General features: G+C 46.2%; 17 protein-coding genes. 6 read left to right on the plus strand and 11 right to left on the minus strand.

Annotated features, from left to right (window positions below):
* Positions 1-104: 104 nt before the first annotated feature.
* From QUA77_RS25860 to QUA77_RS25870, 3 genes are all read right to left on the minus strand, one after another.
* Positions 105-1,109, minus strand: coding sequence for a 2-oxoglutarate and iron-dependent oxygenase domain-containing protein (locus tag QUA77_RS25860; RefSeq protein ID WP_333453377.1), 1,005 nt, complete (start codon positions 1,107-1,109; stop codon positions 105-107).
* Positions 1,110-1,145: 36 nt separating this feature from the next.
* The gene (locus QUA77_RS25865) at positions 1,146-1,538 is read right to left on the minus strand and encodes a carboxymuconolactone decarboxylase family protein (RefSeq protein WP_333102070.1); all 393 of its coding nucleotides are present in this window, start codon (positions 1,536-1,538) and stop codon (positions 1,146-1,148) included.
* A gap of 84 nt (positions 1,539-1,622) precedes the next feature.
* Positions 1,623-2,225 carry a carbonic anhydrase gene (locus tag QUA77_RS25870; protein WP_333453379.1) on the minus strand — a complete coding sequence of 201 codons (603 nt, stop codon included), beginning with the start codon at positions 2,223-2,225 and terminating at the stop codon, positions 1,623-1,625.
* A gap of 263 nt (positions 2,226-2,488) precedes the next feature.
* On the opposite strand from QUA77_RS25870, the gene QUA77_RS29440 reads away from it, so the two are divergent.
* The 6 genes from QUA77_RS29440 to QUA77_RS25905 all read left to right on the plus strand — a co-directional run bounded on the left by QUA77_RS29440 (position 2,489) and on the right by QUA77_RS25905 (position 8,880).
* On the plus strand, positions 2,489-4,813 hold the full coding sequence (locus QUA77_RS29440; RefSeq protein WP_445302104.1) for an FAD/NAD(P)-binding protein: 2,325 nt from the start codon (positions 2,489-2,491) through the stop codon (positions 4,811-4,813).
* Positions 4,814-5,312: 499 nt separating this feature from the next.
* Positions 5,313-6,290, plus strand: a complete 978-nt coding sequence (locus tag QUA77_RS25885; protein WP_333453381.1) for a sulfurtransferase — start codon at positions 5,313-5,315, stop codon at positions 6,288-6,290.
* A 41-nt stretch (positions 6,291-6,331) separates the two neighbouring features.
* Positions 6,332-6,472 carry a hypothetical protein gene (locus QUA77_RS25890; protein ID WP_333453383.1) on the plus strand — a complete coding sequence of 47 codons (141 nt, stop codon included), beginning with the start codon at positions 6,332-6,334 and terminating at the stop codon, positions 6,470-6,472.
* Positions 6,473-6,477: 5 nt separating this feature from the next.
* Positions 6,478-7,686, plus strand: coding sequence for a YeeE/YedE family protein (locus QUA77_RS25895; RefSeq protein ID WP_333453385.1), 1,209 nt, complete (start codon positions 6,478-6,480; stop codon positions 7,684-7,686).
* Positions 7,687-7,710: 24 nt separating this feature from the next.
* Positions 7,711-8,460, plus strand: coding sequence for a sulfite exporter TauE/SafE family protein (locus QUA77_RS25900; protein WP_333035546.1), 750 nt, complete (start codon positions 7,711-7,713; stop codon positions 8,458-8,460).
* Between the two features lie 147 nt (positions 8,461-8,607).
* Positions 8,608-8,880 (plus strand): acyl-CoA dehydrogenase family protein, encoded by a 273-nt coding sequence (locus QUA77_RS25905; protein ID WP_333035549.1) that lies wholly within the window; start codon positions 8,608-8,610, stop codon positions 8,878-8,880.
* Between the two features lie 103 nt (positions 8,881-8,983).
* Here the strand turns inward: QUA77_RS25905 and ssuC are convergent, their stop codons facing one another.
* From ssuC to QUA77_RS25945, 8 genes are all read right to left on the minus strand, one after another.
* Positions 8,984-9,769: an aliphatic sulfonate ABC transporter permease SsuC gene (gene ssuC, locus QUA77_RS25910; RefSeq protein WP_333035550.1), complete on the minus strand. Its 786-nt coding sequence runs from the start codon at positions 9,767-9,769 to the stop codon at positions 8,984-8,986.
* On the minus strand, positions 9,766-10,947 hold the full coding sequence (gene ssuD, locus QUA77_RS25915; RefSeq protein ID WP_333075719.1) for an FMNH2-dependent alkanesulfonate monooxygenase: 1,182 nt from the start codon (positions 10,945-10,947) through the stop codon (positions 9,766-9,768). The genes ssuC and ssuD overlap by 4 nt, the downstream gene beginning before the upstream one ends.
* A 22-nt stretch (positions 10,948-10,969) precedes the next feature.
* Complete coding sequence (locus QUA77_RS25920; RefSeq protein WP_333453387.1) at positions 10,970-12,052, minus strand: sulfonate ABC transporter substrate-binding protein; 1,083 nt, start codon at positions 12,050-12,052, stop codon at positions 10,970-10,972.
* A 340-nt stretch (positions 12,053-12,392) separates the two neighbouring features.
* Positions 12,393-13,601: an acyl-CoA dehydrogenase family protein gene (locus tag QUA77_RS25925; protein ID WP_333453389.1), complete on the minus strand. Its 1,209-nt coding sequence runs from the start codon at positions 13,599-13,601 to the stop codon at positions 12,393-12,395.
* Between the two features lie 63 nt (positions 13,602-13,664).
* Entirely contained in the window at positions 13,665-14,486 is an 822-nt protein-coding gene (locus tag QUA77_RS25930; RefSeq protein WP_333453391.1) for a class I SAM-dependent methyltransferase, read from the minus strand.
* 275 nt (positions 14,487-14,761) lie between these two features.
* Positions 14,762-15,514 (minus strand): ABC transporter ATP-binding protein, encoded by a 753-nt coding sequence (locus QUA77_RS25935; RefSeq protein WP_333035559.1) that lies wholly within the window; start codon positions 15,512-15,514, stop codon positions 14,762-14,764.
* A gap of 52 nt (positions 15,515-15,566) precedes the next feature.
* Positions 15,567-16,394 (minus strand): ABC transporter permease, encoded by an 828-nt coding sequence (locus tag QUA77_RS25940; RefSeq protein ID WP_333453392.1) that lies wholly within the window; start codon positions 16,392-16,394, stop codon positions 15,567-15,569.
* 164 nt (positions 16,395-16,558) lie between these two features.
* A complete protein-coding gene (locus QUA77_RS25945) occupies positions 16,559-17,608 on the minus strand; it encodes an aliphatic sulfonate ABC transporter substrate-binding protein (protein WP_333453393.1) in 1,050 nt (349 codons plus the stop codon).
* Between the last annotated feature and the right edge of the window lie 177 nt (positions 17,609-17,785).

Raw genomic sequence — 17,785 nt, forward strand, 5'->3', positions numbered from 1 at the left:
AGCTATAACCTGCAATCTGCTCCACTTCAGCCAAACCCTTCATTATAGCATAAAATTATTTTGCAAGAGGTCTATTAATCTGACACTCCAACCACTAAAATTGGTCAAAAAACTTCCTGGCGCAATTGGGGAAAAACCTTTGCAACTTTGTTCAGGACATAATCGCCGTAAGTGCCGCGAAACTCGTGAACGCTGGCTTTATCCCAACGTTCGTTCTTGTTGTCATCGACGATCGCTCCCTTGATTTCGATCGGGTGGAGTTCAGCATTGAAATTGGGATCGAAGAAGAAGGGAAATGAGAGGCGAGATCGTCCTGACACATTCTTGACTCGATGAGGAGTAGACCGATAAAGTCCACCTGTGAGGCGATCGAGCATATCGCCAATGTTACAAACAAAGGAGTTGGCGATCGGCGGAGCATCAATCCAGCCTGATTTTGTCTTCACTTGCAACCCACCTAAATCATCCTGCTTGAGAATCGTGAGCAAACCATAATCGGTATGCTCTCCCACTCCCCAGGATTGTCCTTGCGGATTGCTTTGTGGTGGATAGTTGAAGATGCGAAATAAAATCAGGGGATCAGTCGTATAGCGATCGCGGAAGTAAGATGCTTCTAAGTTCAAACTCAGGGCAATTCCAGCCATTACTGCGTGACCCAGTTGAGTCATCACCGCCAGATATTCTAGTATTATTTCGCGAAAAAGAGGAATATCTGGAAACAGGTTTGCTCCGTGCATGGGAACGCCCGCTTGAACAGCCGGATCGGTTTGATTCAATTCCGATCCGAAATAAATTCCTTCTTTCAAATCTGGTTTACCATTCGTCAGTTCACCTCCAACCGGAAAGTAGCCGCGCCATGCCCGACCTCCCAGCGCCATCCGAATTTGCATTTTAGTTTCTAAATCTTGAGCAAAAAACTGACGGCTCATTTGCTCCAAACGGTTTTGCAAGCCTTGGTCTACACCATGCTCGACAATGTAAAAAAAACCCGTGTCGCGGCAAGCTTGTCGGATTTGGTTGGCAACAGTATCTAGGCGCTTACCCGATACCAGCGAACTAATATCGATAACGGGAATCTGAGAAACATCTACTGTTAATTCAGTTGCCATAGAAAAGGTTTATAAGTCGTTAAGATTGAACGCCTTTTATAATTTAAATTGTTCATCCACCGGAATTTGATAGCCATTTGCCAGTCGATTGGTAGCGTTTGCGGTTGCCACGATCGCCATCAGTTCCCCAAATATGGCATCATCCATTCCCTTGGCTCGCGCTCCGGCTGTATGAGATGAAATGCAGTATGGGCAATTATTTGTAACGCTGACAGCAATGTAGATTAACTCGCGGGTCAGGGGATCGAGTTCTCCCGGACCCGTCATCACCTCCTTCACATTCTGCCAGGTACGTTGCAGGGTAGGCGGATGATTGGCGATCGCTTTCCAAAAGTTGTTGATGTACTCGGTTTTGCGTGTCGCGCGAATGTCGTCATACACTGCGCGTACTTCATCATTTGCGTCTTCGTATTCAATCAAATGGCTCATAGTTGGAATAAAGGTGAGAGCGTGAAAAGCACTAATTCATAGTTGAGAAAACCGCAAAGCATTCTGCATTTTTGCGTTCCTCCCTTACGATGAGGCGATCGCTGGAACTGTTGCTCGACCGATTTCTTTTGCAGTGGGAACTTCAATCAATTGCCCTGTTTTCACATCGTAAATAAAGCCATAAATCGGAATGGTGGGTGGCACAAGGGGATGGTTGCGAATTCGTTTGACATCCACAAACACGCTTTCTGCCAAATCTTTGAACGTTAACCAATCGACAAATTCACCTTCCGTCGAACCCGAACCCTGCCCAACATCTCGCCAACCGTTTTCGTCGATTACAGCGGTTTCTAGGCTGTTTGTCAATAGTTCTCGGATGATGCTGTCGGTAAAGAGTTGCATCCCACAATCCGTATGGTGAATGACGAACCATTCACGAGTTCCCAATAGCTTGTAAGAGATTACGAGCGATCGAATTGCGTCATCGCTTGCCCGTCCTCCAGCATTACGAATGACATGGGCATCCCCTTCTGCCAGCCCAGCATATTTTGCTGGATCGAGGCGAGCGTCCATGCAGGTTAGAATGGCAAAACGACGACTAGGAGGAAGGGACAAATTGCCTTTGTCACCAAAGGTGGCAGCATATTCCTGGTTAGCAGATAGCACTTCTTGCAGAACTTGACTCATGGTTTAATTTTCCTAAATTGTTGAGCTATGATTGCAGGTAATGATAAAAATACTGTATCTCGATAAGTAAACGGTATTTTAGCAAATCTTACCGTTATTGAAATGTTCCAGAGATACCTTTTGGATTTTGAGGACAGCGATCGCAGGACACAACCAGATTCTGGAAGCGATCGCCAAAATACCAACGATCTGGGGTTTAGATCGGTTAATGACTGTAACAACTGCAAATACTGATCAGCCGAACTCTTATATTTGATACTGATATGGTTCCGACAATGCTGATATCTGATACTCCCACAACGATCGCGATCGTTGGCGCTGGCTTTAGTGGTTCTCTGGTAGCGGTTCACCTGTTGAAAAGAGCCCAGCGCCCCTTGTTAATCAAGCTGATCGAGCGCGATCGCGACATTGGCAAGGGAGTTGCCTACAGCACCACCACCAACAGCCATTTACTCAATGTCTCCGCAGGCAAGATGAGCGCCTTTCCCGACGATCCGGGTCATCTGCTACGTTGGCTGGAGTATAACCGCCACGAGTTAGCGGCATTCCTGCCTAGCGACCTAAATGCCAGCAGTTTCATTCCCCGGCCGATATACGGGCTTTATATTCAATCGATTCTGGAAGAAGCAGAGGCTACCGCATCAAGTAATGTGCGACTAGAACGGGTAATTGATGAAGTAGTCGCAGTGGAACCCAACGGCAAAGGCGCGATCGTCTCCCTGAAAAGCAGCAGCGTTTTCGTGGCAGATAAAATTGTGCTGGCACTGGGAAATGCCCCTGCCTCCCCTCCCGGTTCGCAATCTTCAGAGGACGATCGCACCCTTTATCTGCGCCATGCCTGGTCAGCCGATGCGTTGGCGGATCTAGAGCCTGATGCGCCTGTATTGTTGATTGGCACTGGACTGACGATGGTAGATATGGTAGTGTCACTGCGCGATCGCCACCATCAAGGCAAAATTTATGCTGTGTCTCGCCGAGGCTTATTTCCGCTAACTCATCGATCGACCAAACCCTACCACGCCTTTTTAACCCCAGACACCGCCCCTAAAACAGTTCGGGGCTTGCTGCAACGGATTCGGAGTGAGGTGAAAACGGCGGCAAACCAGGGCTACGACTGGCGATCGGTAATTGATGCGTTGCGTCCCATCACTCAACAACTCTGGCAAAAACTACCCCGGATCGAGCAGCGACGGTTTTTGCGCCATGTTACGCCTTATTGGGATGTGCATCGCCATCGGATTGCCCCTGAAATGGGTGAGATTGTCCAGACGATGCTGGATTCAGGGCAACTAACCATTACCGCAGGACGAATTCAGGACTGTCAAGCGGCATCGGAGGCTGTTGCAGTCAACGTTTGCCAGCGCCAAACGAAAACGAATCTGGTTTTGCCGGTCAGCCGCGTGGTGAATTGCACGGGAATACAGGCAGATTATCAGCGATCGTCCCAATCTCTGATTGCCAATTTGCGCGTCCAAGGATTAATCCGCCCCAACGACATCGGCTTGGGATTGGATACTGCCGCTGATGGTACTGTGTTGGATGATCGGGGCAAGCGTTCCAGCTTGTTCTACACCTTGGGCACGCCGCGCAAAGGCAATTTATGGGAAACCATCGCCGTTCCAGAACTGCGCGAACAGGCACAGGCATTAGCGGCAAAAGTATTACAGTCGCTTCCTGTGCGAGTGCGCCCAATTCCGTCTTACTCTGTCTCCCCTTCCCTCTCTCGTCGCTCGATCGAACAAGATTGTGGCGATCCTCGACCCGTAATTCCCGAGTCAACGCTGTTGTTTCGCCAATTCTTTGACCCGGAATCGAGCACCTACACCTATCTGATAGCAGACAGTCAGACGAAAGAGGCGGTGCTAGTGGATACAGTCTTAGAGCAAGTTGACCGCGACTTACAGGTTTTAGATGACCTGGGATTGAGTCTGGGCTACTGTTTGGAAACCCACATTCATGCCGACCATATCACTGGCGCGGGCAAACTGAGACAGCAAAAAGGTTGCCGGGTGTTAGTGCCAAAAAATGCCACTGCTAGGTCTGCCGATCGCTCCCTGAGGGATCGCGAAACCTTAGTCTTGGGGGGGGTACGGATTGAAGCGATCGCCACACCAGGTCACACCCACAGCCATCTGGCTTATTTAATCAATAACACCCATCTGTTAACGGGGGATGCCTTACTAATTCGGGGTTGTGGACGTACAGACTTGCAATCGGGGGATGCGGGAACTCTTTACGATGCGGTGACGCAACGGTTGTTTACCCTCCCAGACGAGACTCTGGTTTATCCGGCCCATGATTACAAAGGGCGCACCGTTTCCACAATTGGGGAAGAAAAACGCCTCAATCCTCGATTTAGCGATCGCAGTCGCGAGCAATTTATCACGATTATGAGCCATCTGGGTTTGAGCTATCCCAAGAAGATGAACGAAGCTGTACCCGCCAATGAATACTGTGGCGATTTCATCCCTGAAGCGAGTCTAAATAATGGCACGAGTCCGGCGATCGATGGCGATCGCGAAAAAGTGGAACTGACGCTATCAGCCAATACTGAAATCTATGAGGATTACTTTGCCATGTACATTTAGAAGGCGCTAGGGGCTACGATGCTCAGGGCTAGGGAAAGAGAGGGGAAGATGGGGAAGATGGGGAAGATGTGGAAGATGAGGAAGATGGGGAAGATAGGGAAGTTAGCAATTAGCCATTAGGACTTACTGGAGTCCCAGAAACCGGGTTTTTGAGAGAATCTGTGGGTTCGGGCGAAGTATTTTCGTCAAAAAACCCGGTTTCTTTGGTTGGGTGCGTAAGTCCTGTACTTATTTGCTGGATTTCTATGACAAACGCTTGATTGAAAACGTAAGCTATGTCATACTTCTAAAAATTAAGTACAAAATCTCTATCGGTTTAGTGTTGTTTGTTGATTCTGTACCACCTTTCCTCTGGCTCTAAGCCACATTTTAAGTTTTTTAGGACTTATAGCAACCGTCAAGGTGGCTAGGAGATTCTAAATTACTAAAACCCTTAATCCTATTCCCTTCTTCCCTTCTTCCCCTAGTCCCTAGCCCCTTCTTCAGGAGATTTATAGTTATGAATTTGAGATTTTTTCGGGGAATCTGGAAAAGATCCCTCAAGCCCTCTGTTTTGATAATAGCAGCGATCGCAACCTTGCTGGGAGTTTCACTCTTCTCGATTTCACCGCTGACTGCAACCCCCAGTGCCAAAATTCAATTTGTTTCTCCCAATTGGGTAGCAGCCAACGCAAAAGATCCAAATTTGCGAATTTTGGATGTGCGAAATGCGCCTCTGGAGTATATTGGAGGCCATGTTCCAAACGCAGTACACATTGCAGATACTGCATTTCGTGGCCCCGACGGATTTTTGCCCGTGCAGTATTGGGATACCCAGAAATTAGCTTCGATCTTTTCTCGATCGGGTGTTAGCAGTAACAGTCGCGTTCTCGTTTATTCCGATGCACGAGATATTTTGGGAGCGACAATGGTTGCCTATTTACTAGAGCGATCGGGAGTAAAAGATATTGCAGTCTTAGATGGGGGATATACAGGATACAAAGCCTCTGGGCAACCTGTTGTTAAGGAATATCCCAAATACAAATTTACACAGTTTGCGGTTCAAGATAATCCCTCACTTCGCGTTAACCTTCAACAGGTGGGAGAATTAATAGGTAAACCAGGTGTTGTTTTTATCGATCCTAGACCAGGTGATTTATTCCGAGGTGAGAAAGATATCTGGGTACGCAACGGGCACATTCCTGGTGCGAAAAATATTCCCTGGCCTGCGTTTACGGAAGCCGAGAACTCTCAGGAGGCTCTCAAAAACCCTCATCAGTTGAAGTCACTGGATGAGATTCGCAAAATCCTGGCGGACAAGAAGATTAAGCCTTCAGATGATGTGATTGTGTCATGCAGCACTGGGCGTGAAGCGACATTACAGTATGTTGTGCTAAAACATCTTTTGGGATATCCTAAAGTTCGGATCTACGACGGTTCTTGGACTGAGTACAGTACGTCTAATTTGCCAGTTGAAACTGGGCCGGAAAAAGTTTAGTTATTTGGTGCTAAGCTGTTCAACATTTAAAGGTGTAATGTATGAAAGTTTGGATTTCATCACTTGTTGTTTTTGCTACTGTGGCAGTAATATTTGGGTTGGATTTTGTACCGCTAAGTCAACCCGCTTTAGGCAGTTGCGATCCGCCACCGGAACAACCGAAGAACCCACCTAAAAAGTAGTAAAAATGAGTTCATCAGTTTCTGGTGAGCCGTTATGGGCTCCTTTTCGTCCCGATCGCTGGATAATTGCGATCGCCTTAGCACTTTTTACTGTTGGGGCAATTACACTCACTCGTTATGGTTGGCAGCAAAGCCTATTGTTCTTGATTGGTGGGTTGCTGGGGCTAACACTTTACCATTCTAGCTTTGGCTTTGCCAGTGCCTACCGCAAGTTACTTGTGCATAGAGACGCGCGGGGAGCGATCGCACAAATTATCATGCTGGCGATCGCTACCGTTCTGTTTGCGCCGACTCTGGCAGCCGGAACGGTATTTGGGCAGCAAGTGCGGGGTGCTGTTTCTCCTGTAGGCGTTCAAGGGGCGATCGGTGCCTTCGTGTTTGGGATTGGGATGCAGCTTGGGGGGGCCTGCGGTTGTGGTACTTTGTATAGCGTTGGTTCTGGCAGTCTCACTCTGCTGGTGACGCTGGTGACATTTTGCATTGGGGCATTTGCAGCTAGCTTAACCCGACAGTTGTGGGTGAATTTGCCTGCTTTGCCGGCGATTTCTTTGGCGGATAATCTTGGCTGGTTTTGGGCAGTGGTTTTGCAACTGACAATTTTCGCTGCTTTGTTTGTTACTCTCCAACGTATTTTCCCTTCTGCAAAAGCTCTTTCTTCTCCTCCCCTAACTTCTTCCCCTCCGCTTTTCCCCTCCTCGCTAACTCAGCTAATTTACGGCCCTTGGTCGCTACTCACAGGTGCGATCGCGCTGTCACTCCTCAACTGGCTGACGCTGATCGTGTCTGGCCAACCCTGGCGGATTACCTGGGGCTTTGCGCTGTGGGCGGCTGAGATTGCATCGTTTTTGGGGTGGGACTCTACCAGCAGCCCATTTTGGAAGACTGCCAACGCTCAGGCTGCTCTCACAAATGGCGTGTTTGCAGATGCCAGTTCGGTGATGAATGGTGGGATCGTTCTAGGATCGCTGCTGGCTGCAGGGTTAGCAGGGCGATGGGTTCCAACTTTTGGGCCTTCCAAACAGATTCTAGCGGCGGCGATATTAGGTGGCTTACTGATGGGCTACAGTGCATTTCTTGCCTACGGTTGCAATGTGAGTGGGTTCTTTGGGGCGATCGCGTCTACCAGTTTGCACGGCTGGCTGTGGATTGTGGCTGCACTCCTGGGAACTGCGATCGGGGTGCGGTTACGACCTTTGTTTCGGCTACCCAATTAGCGTAAGGGAACTTATAGAACCTATATGGTTTCCCTTCAACTACTGATCCTGATTACAGTTTTTTTAGCGACCAGCACGATCAGCGTCATTACAGGCAGCACCTCCTTAATTACGGTGCCTGTAATGTTGCAGATGGGCATTGCACCGCGCACGGCTTTAGCCACTAATATGCTGGCACTCACGTTTATGAGTATTGGTGCAACGTTACCGTTTCTGAAGCAACAGACGATTAATCTAAGACGCTTGCCTCTCTTGATTGGGCTGACTCTGATTGGCTCAATTCTAGGAGCAGGATTAGTCCTGGTAATACCGTCAAAGTCCTTACCGCAGATTGTTTCGGCTGCCATGATTGCGGTTGCTGTTTTCTCGATCGCGAATCATCGAGGTGGCGTTCTTCCGGCAGCCGATCGCCCATCACGGGCAGCCCAATTACTCGGTTATGTGGCAACGTTTGGGCTGGGTATCTATGGTGGTTTTTTCAGTGGCGGGTACGTCACCTTGCTAACGGCTGCCTATGTGGCGCTCTTTCGGATGACTTTTGTGGAAGCGATCGCTACAACCAAGCTGGTGAATATCTTTTCCTCGCTCGTGGCAACGGGGGTTTTCACAGCGGCTGGCATCGTTGATTATCGATTGGGCATCATCTTAGGTATTGCCATGTTTATTGGGGGCATCATCGGCTCACAGGTGGCTCTCAAACTTAGCAATCGCTGGTTACGTCGGATTTTTTTGGCGACTGTTGTAATCCTCGCCGTCAAAACCATGATGGGATAGAAAATTCCTAGTCTTCGCTCTCACGGTCGTGAGTTTCATAGACCTGTTGGCCATGTTGGCTAAAAAGCTCAAAATCCGACTCACAGGCAGTGAGCCCCTCCAAAGCCGTGGAGTAGCCAGGACGTGCAATAGGAGAAAACATTCAGCATGGATCGTGTATTAGGACTGGAGATCATTGAAGTTGTCGAGCAGGCAGCGATCGCAACAGCAAAGGTTGCTGCCACAAAAACAGGTTTAGATGTGACAAGTCGCATTTTTGAAGTGATGGGGGCGCGTGCTACCACCAGCAAATATGGTTTCGATCGCTACTGGCGTAATCTGAGAACGTTTACGCTACATGATTCTCTTGATTATAAAATTCACGATCTGGGTAACTGGGTATTCAACGATCATCTCCCCAATCCCAGCTTTTATACGTAAAAAACACTAACTGAGCAGATCGTGAAGGACAGCATTTCTAGAGAAACTAAGAAAGAAAAAGGGGACACTCTCATTTTTCTTTCTTATTCCTGCTTTTTTATAGCTAAGCGGGCTGATAATTGGGATGCCAAGCCAGCCATTTCTTTTCTAACTTTCTGGCGATCGCATCTGCAAACTTACCCAACAAAGCATACATAATAATGCTCAACACCACAACATCAGTTTGCAAGAACTCGCGAGCATTCATTGCCATGTAACCAATACCAGAATCGGCAGCAATTGTTTCTGCGACAATCAGCGTCAGCCACATAATCCCCAAAGAATATCGCACGCCTACCAAAATTGAAGGCAAAGCCCCAGGCAGAATAACTTGCCACAAAAGAGATGTAGGACTCAAACCATAGACTTTTCCCATTTCAATCAATCCGGCATCGACGCTGCGGATGCCATGAAATGTATTGATATACATTGGGAAAAACACACCCAAAGCCACCAAAAATAACCGAGCTACATCGCCAATTCCAAACCATAAAATTACTAGGGGAATTAAGGCGAGGTGGGGAACATTACGAACCATTTGTACAGAAGTATCTAGCAGCTTTTCTGCGATTGGAGAAAGACCGTTGAGGAAACCAAGAGTTAAACCAATTCCTCCGCCGATGATGAAACCAACGACGGCACGCCAAGCACTAATTCCGATATGGTGAAACAGTTCCCCGGTAATTGCCAATCTAACTCCTGCACTTAAAACACCTGTTGGTGCGGGTAAAACTCTTGTCGAAAGCCAACCCACCTGCACTAAAAGTTGCCAGCTAACAATCAGCACAATCGGTACAATCCAGGGAATCACCTGCTGAAAATAGGGGTTTTTGAGCCATTTTTTGTTCATGATGCGCTCGTAGGAATAACTTGTTTTTGTTGGAGAAACTTATCGTTGGCAACAATTTCGCCAAAAGGACTAAACATTTGCGGTTGATTTGCAGGTGGTTGGTTCTTCAACGGCAAGCGGGGGAATAGCAATTCAGCGACTCGATACGCTTCTTCTAAGTGGGGATAACCGGAAAAAATGAAAGTTTCAATTCCCAATTCGCAATATTCCAACATTCGTGCAACAACGGTATCGGGATCTCCCACTAAGGCAGTACCGGCACCGCCTCTTACTAACCCAATTCCAGCCCACAAATTGGGGCTAATTTCTAGAGCTTCGCGGTTGCCTGCGTGCAGTTCTGTCATCCGCTTTTGCCCTTCAGAGTCCATTCTGGCATAAGCTTTTTGGGCGGCTGCGATCGCATCTTCATCGACATATTTAATCAACCGATTTGCGTCCTCCCAAGCTTCGCTTTCAGTTTCGCGCACAATGACATGAAGGCGAATCCCAAACCGCACAGTTCTACCCTGTTCTGCTGCTAATTTTTTCACAGCTTCAATTTTTTTTGCCACTTGTTGCGGCGGTTCTCCCCAAGTAAGATAAACATCAATATGCTTAGCCGCAATTTGTTGTGCTATGGGCGATGAACCGCCAAACCACAAAGGAGGATGGGGAGTTTGTACAGGTGGGAAGAGAACTTTACCGCCGTTAATTTGGAGATATTCACCGCTAAAATCGACTTCTTTCTCTCGCACGTCATTGGAGTTACTACCTTCAAGCATCGCTCTCCAAACTGTCAAAAATTCATCCGTTAATTCATAACGAGCATCGTGACTGAGATGCACTCCATCTCCTGCTAATTCTACCGGATCGCCGCCTGTCACCACATTAATCAATAAGCGTCCGTTAGATAACCGATCAAACGTTGCTGCCATCCGTGCTGCTACCCCAGGAGACATTAATCCCGGACGAATCGCAACTAAAAAACGCATTTTTTCCGTTACAGACATGAGAGATGAAGCTACTACCCATGCGTCTTCGCATGAGCGTCCAGTCGGCAGCAGAGCACCCGTAAATCCTAAATGGTCAACGGCTTGGGCGATTTGCTTTAAGTAGGAAAAACTGCAAGCTCTCCCTCCAATTCCTGAAGCTAAATAATGTCCGTCTCCGTGAGTTGGTATAAACCAAAATAATTCCATTTTCCTGAGTCTCCATCACTATTTATTGTTTAGTTACCTGAGCCACTTCGCTAATTTTTACCTGTTTGGGAAGCAGCTTCAAATCCACGAAAGTATCAGCAACTTTTTGCTGGTAAGTAACGACTTCCTCCGTAATTGGCTGCACACCGTAAGGCCGTCTCCGTGAGATTTCCTCTAAAGTTGGAACATCAATACCAAGCTCAGGAGACAGCAGTTTTGCCACTTCAGTTGGTTGAGATGCAGCCCATTCATCTACTTTTTGAAGTTCCTCTAAAATTGCCTTAATCCGGTCTGGATATTGCTCGTTAAAAGGTTTGGCAGCTAGATAGAATTCCCGATTAGCTACAAGCCCTTCTCCATCCTTAAGAACGCGAGCTCCTGTAGCTCGTTTCGCTACAGTAAAAAACGGGTCCCAAATTGCCCAAGCATCAGCACTACCTTGTTCAAAAACTGCGCGCGCATCTGCTGGGGGCAGATAAATAGGCTGAATGTCGCTATATTTTAATCCGGCTGCTTTTAATGCTTCTACCACGAGGTATTGCACATTTGAACCTTTGTTAAATACAACTTTTTTGCCTTTCAACCCAGCCACATCTTGAATAGGAGAATCTTTCGGTACTAAGATAGCTTCACCTTTAGGATTAGGAGGCTCATTAGCAACATATACCAATGGTGCGCCAGCAGCTTGTGCGAAAATAGGCGGCGCTTCTCCTGTATGGCCAAAGTCAATACTGCCTGCATTCAAAGCTTCCAGTAATTGAGGGCCAGCGGGAAATTGAAGCCACTGTACAGAAGTGCTTTGAGAAGCCAAACGTTTCTCTAAACTTCCCCGTGATTTAAGGATACTTAGGGTTCCATATTTTTGATAGCCGATCCTAATTACATTGCTCTGTTGTGAGTTAGAACTAGCCACCGATGTGGCAGCAGAAGTCGGGGCAGTAGTTGTATTTGTTTGCTGAGTAGGACTACAGGCAGAAACGGTTAAACTCAAACTGAAGCCAACTGCAAAAAGCAAAGCAAAGGTCTTGATTGAACTATGTTTGAGTTTGCTCCCAAAATGCCTCAATTTAGCTAAAAATGGGTTTTCTCTTAATCGGGTTAACACTGTTCCTTCCTAAGCTTCAAGTATTGAAAACAAAAAAACGCAATAATCATGTAAAAGCTGAACTAATCATTATTGATGAGTAAGCTACAAAAAATCGACCGATAAACCGTAGTTTACACTAACAAGCTCCTATTATTCCACAAAGGACTTCAAAAATGCAAGCAGATTGTGTAAATTGTTGCTTGTCTGACTTATCTAGTTACTTGAATGATTAATATTCAGTGGTAATGTATCAGTTGCACGCGCAGAAGAAAAAGTAGCATCTAGCTCTGCTGCTATCTGCATAAAAAGCTGAGATACCGCCGAGTGAAGATAAAACATCCTTCAAAAAGGATGTTTTTTACGTATAAAAGCTGGGATTGGGGAGCAGATCGTTGAGTACCCAGTTACCCAGATCGTGAATTTTATAGTCAACAGAATCATGTAGCGTAAACGTTCTGAGATTACGCCAGTAGCGATCGAAACCATATTTACTTGTGGTAGCACGCGCCCCCATCACTTCAAAAATGCGAGTTGTCACATCTAAACCTATTTTTGTGGCAGCAACCTTTGCCGTTGCGATCGCGATCGCGCATTTTCCACGTTCTTCTGCTGTTAAATCTATGCCTTTTTCCCAAGCTGCTTGCAGAATGGCAGCGGCTCGATCGGTCAAACTGCTAACCGCTTGCAGATCGACCCACATTTCTCCGTAGTGTTTCAGAATGTAGGGATCTTGCGTCACACTAGGAGCATTGGAAGTCAACCAGGGTCGTCCTTCGGTGCAAGTATAGTCTTTGGCTGCAGCAAATGCTCCTTCCGCAATACCCAGATAAATATGGGCAAGATTTATTTGCGTCAAGCAAGCTCGTAAAGTACGGAAAGGAAGATCGGCACGAGTGCGATCGCCAAATACTTCCGAATCATAAACGCGCACTTGGTCGAAACTAATACTACCGCTATCAGTTTGACGTTGCCCGATATTATCCCAATCGTCATGGATCTTTACACCCTCTCTTTGAGTGGGAATTACAATAATTGTGAGTTCGGAGGTATCTTGACGAACCGCAGTGATGGGTAAGATATCTGAATCTTTAGAGCCAGAGCAAAAGCTTTTTATCCCGTTCAGTAAAAATCCTGTACCATCAGGAGTTAAAGTGGCACGGCGATCGAGAGGATTGAGAGCATTGCACCAAAACCAATTGTTTGTCATTGTATCTTTGTAGAACTGTGCCTTGCGATCCTCCGTGCCAAAAAGATGCGGGATAACCACCCCTAAATGGTGATAGGAATAAACATGAGCTAGAGAACTATCAGTCTTTGCCAACTCGCGGGAAATTTGGAGTGCCGTAATCCACGTTTCGCCAATACCGCCATATTCTTTAGGGATAATCAAACCGAGCAAACCGCTAGAACGAATGCGATCGCGTTCATACTTTGGCGTACCGCCAACACGATCTCGTTCGATGGCAGTAACAGCAAATTCTTGAGCAAGTGATTTCGCGATCGCTACATAATCTTGCTTGCTGTCTTGTTGTGTTGTGCTTTTCGAGTCTACAAGGGATATGTTCATATTGATGATACAAAATTGAGGGAAGTAATGAGGTACAAATGATTTAGGATTCCTATAGGTTGGTCAGTCCTTAAAACCCAAGTAAACAGAAATAGGTACATCTTCAACAAACTGACCGGAAGGTTCTGCACTGAGAATTGCTGCTTTAACTTCAGCCTCAAATACGGAAGTATCGCCATTAAAGTAATCACGACGGCAGTAAGCGGTGGAGTAGAGATAACCAATAAAATTATCAATTGTCCAGTGTTTTTGAAAGTCAATCTTATGGCGCTTAATCCGAACGAATGGCGATCGATCCAAAACTTCTAAATCCGACTTGTAGAGCAAAGGAACGCTGCTCGATCCCACACGCCGCTCTTCTCCTAGCCACCGTTTGATAGTAGCTAGCACATTTTGTGCCCAAACAGAGTCATTTGACCAAATATCTTTTTCAGTTTGAATAATCGCTATCCCCGTATTAGCGTTACTGGTGCGATCGAGCAGATCGTAGCTACGCTTTAGCACCAGTTCTTGATCCATCCAATGAAAAGCACGACCAATGGTGACAAGGGAAAATGTGCCAATTGCTGGGGAAATATTTTCTGCTAAATCCCTTACCCAAGTGATATTTGAAGCATGAGCCAGTTTAGCTTCTTGTTTGGCAACTTCGAGCATTTCTGGATCGGGATCGATACCCAAAACAGATTGAAATCGATCGTGTAAGGCGATCGCTACCAAGCCAATCCCACAGCCGAGATCGAGAAGCTTGCCTTGCCCGTCTAATTGAAATTCCTGTGAGATTAAATCGTAAAGAGCATTTGGGTAGCGCGGTCGATATTGCAGGTAATAAGAAATGGCTCCTTGAAAGAGGGTTGGATCGTAGCTTGGGAGTATTTTAGTAGTCATGATTGAAGTCAATTTTGGCTGAGTTAGGATTTAGGTTTTGAGATAAGCTGTTGGACATTTGAAAAACGATTGTCTGGTGCGTCATATCAATTCCGGTTGTATGGGAATGATTAAACCGCAGAGGGCACAGAGGACACAGAGAAAGAGAAGAGAGAGAGAATAATTTCGATGTCAACGGATTAGATATCAGCCCTTGGGTTTCGCTCAGGGCGAGAGATCGGAGTGGCGTTTCCCTTGCCTATATTTAGATGTTGATTGCGATCTCAGCCTGGGATTTAAACCTCTAAGGGAACCGTTTGCGTATTGGATAAATCCAAGGTACTCAATAATTTTTCTTTCCAATATTGCAAATCGCGATCGGTACGCCTGCGGGGACGGGGAAGATCGATATCTAGCTCAAGATGGATGCGTCCAGGGTTGCCACGCATAACGATCGCGCGATCGCTTAAAATCAGTGCTTCTTCAACATCATGGGTGACAAGAATCATCGTCTGGCGATCGGATTGCCAAATTTCTAACAGACGATCCTGTAATTGCATTCTAGTAAAGGAATCGAGAGCACTAAAGGGTTCATCTAGCAATAAAATAGAAGGATTAGTAACAAGGGCACGCGCGATCGCCACCCGTTGAGCCATTCCTCCTGATAGTTGGCGCGGCAGCAAACGAGCAAAATCTTGTAATCCAACCTTAACTAGAGCATCACTTGCCCGTGCCCTGCGTTCATCCTTCGGTAAATGATGCAAACCAAACTGCACATTTTCCCAGACGGTTAACCAAGGCATCAGCCGAGGTTCTTGAAATATTACACCAATTTCTGGATGAGCTTTGCTAATGCGAATATCGTCAATTTGCACATCTCCATAAGTTGGCATATCTAATCCAGCAACGATCCGTAAAAGTGTACTTTTGCCACAACCACTCGTACCAATTAAACTAACAATCTCGCTACGATTAACAGTTAAATTAATAGACTCCAATCCTACAAAACCATTTTTAAATCGCTTATGCAGTCCTTCGATGATTAGCATATATGTTTCCTCCTTGGCGCTTTGAATGAATGCTTGAAATTAATGCTTTGAACTAATGGTTGGAAGCGTGAACATCCTGCCAATGGAGTAGCCTATGCGATGCAAGCCCAATAATTGAGTCAGTCACTTTTCCGAAAATCGCAAACAAGAGAATGCTGGCGAGGGTGATGGCGGGTCGTCCAGTCGCTTGCCCGTCGATCAATAAGAAGCCTAAGCCCTGACTGGCTCCCATCAATTCAGCCGCCACGACAAACATCCAGCCCAAACCCAAGCCACTTCGCAAACCGACTATGTAGGCCGGCAATGTCGCGGGCAAGAACACACGACTGATAAGCTGCCAATCATTAAGTCTATAGATTTTGCCAACCTCAACCAATTTGCGATCGACATTGTGAATGCCGCTCATCAGATTTAAGTAAACGGGGAAGAAGACTCCAACGGCAATCAGAGCAATTTTGGAAGGCTCATGAATTCCCATCCAGAGGATAAATAGTGGCACCCATGCGAGGGAAGGAATGTTACGAAGTGATTGCAAAAGCGGGTCTAGTAAATCGTGAATTAGGCAAGAATAGCCTGTTAATCCTCCTAGAAGAGTGGCAAAAAATGTACCAATTAGGAAGCCAACAAAGACTCGATAGAGGGTAATGCCGATGTGCTGCCATAGTTCCCCTGCTGCACCGAGTTGCCAAACTGTTGTAAGAATAGTTGACGGAGCAGGTAACAAGTTAGGAGCAACCAAGCCAAACCTAGACAGACTTTCCCACACTATTAAGAGAAAGACTGGCAAGAGCAAGCCTTTTGCTCTGCCCAGACGCCTGAGGAATTGCCAAATATTACCTGTTTGTGCGCTTGGTATTGCGATCGCAAGTCTTTGTTCCATAACTTAGTGTTTGCTGTTTTGCATAGATAGCTTTGGCTCGGAATTAAAATTTAAAAAAGCAAAATTAAAAATGATGAATTTATTTTTCAATTTTCAACTTTTAAATTTTAATTTTCGGATATGCGTTGGTGAGTTGGTGTATATCCACAGCAGATTTTTTTTACTTATGATTTGGCAACCTTTGCCACATACTGCGGATCGATTAAATTGTTAACTACTGTAATGACATCAACGGAATTCTCGATAACGCCGCTTTTTTTCAAGACATCCCCAGCAGCACTAATAACGGCTTTTTGTTCGTCACCAATCGATGAGTTTGATATATCAGTTCGCTCTTCTAATTGTTTAGTTGCTACCGCTTCTGTCAGCTTCGATGCTTTAATCACCACTTGCTTTAGTTCACTAGGATTTGCGATCGCCCATTTCCGTGCCTTCTCATAGGCGGTTAGCACTTGACTAACTTGTTCAGGATATTGTTTGGCAAATGCCTCGCGGACATTCAAAAAGCCTTGACTAATTAGTTTGGGATTGCGGAAGAACAGTTTCGAGGCTTTTTCTACTTCTGTCTGTGCCATAAATGGATCGAGACCAGCCCAGGCATCGACATCGCCTTTCTCAAGGGCAGCTTTGCCGTCAGCGTGCGGCAAAGGCACAATTTCTACATCTTTGGCAGTCAAACCGACTTGATCCAAGGCACGCAACAAGAAAATAAACGGATCTGTTCCGCGCGTTGCTGCAACTTTCTTGCCTTTTAGATCGGCGACTTTTTGAATCGAAGAATTCGCCGTAGTTACTAATGCTGTCCATTCGGGCTTCGAGTAAACGTAAATAGACTTGATGGGATTGCCATTGGCTTTGGCAATCAGTGCGGAAGCACCAGAAGTCGAGCCAAAGTCTATGCTGCTGCCATTGAGAAACTCTAATGCCTTGTTACTACCTTGACTGAGCACCCATTCCACTTTGATATTGGTTTTGGCTAAGTCTTCCTCCAGCCAGCCTTTCTCTTTCAACACAAGACTGACAGGATTGTAGTAGGCATAATCTAAACGTACTACCGTAGGAACTGCCGTAGGAGATGAGCCTGCCGATGCTGCTGTAGTGCCAGTTCCAGGAGAGGCAGAATTAGTACAGGCATTGACTAATACCGCTAGAAACAGCCCAGAAATAAAAAATAGCAGCAACCTACGTCTGGCAATGGCAAACCACTTGCTCATGATTCGTCTCCTCAATTCCTTGCTAAATGTCTGGTTTAATTAGGACTTACGCATTTTATACTATAAATCGATTGGTTTACCGTAGTATAGCTGAATTTTATCTTAGGAATGACAATTTAATAACTTTAGCGTCTGCTAAATAGTCGGAACTGCACGATAATTCCATTTTGGTAGATA

Source organism: Microcoleus sp. K5-D4, from assembly GCF_036704575.1.
In the GTDB taxonomy this organism is placed as follows: domain Bacteria; phylum Cyanobacteriota; class Cyanobacteriia; order Cyanobacteriales; family Microcoleaceae; genus Microcoleus.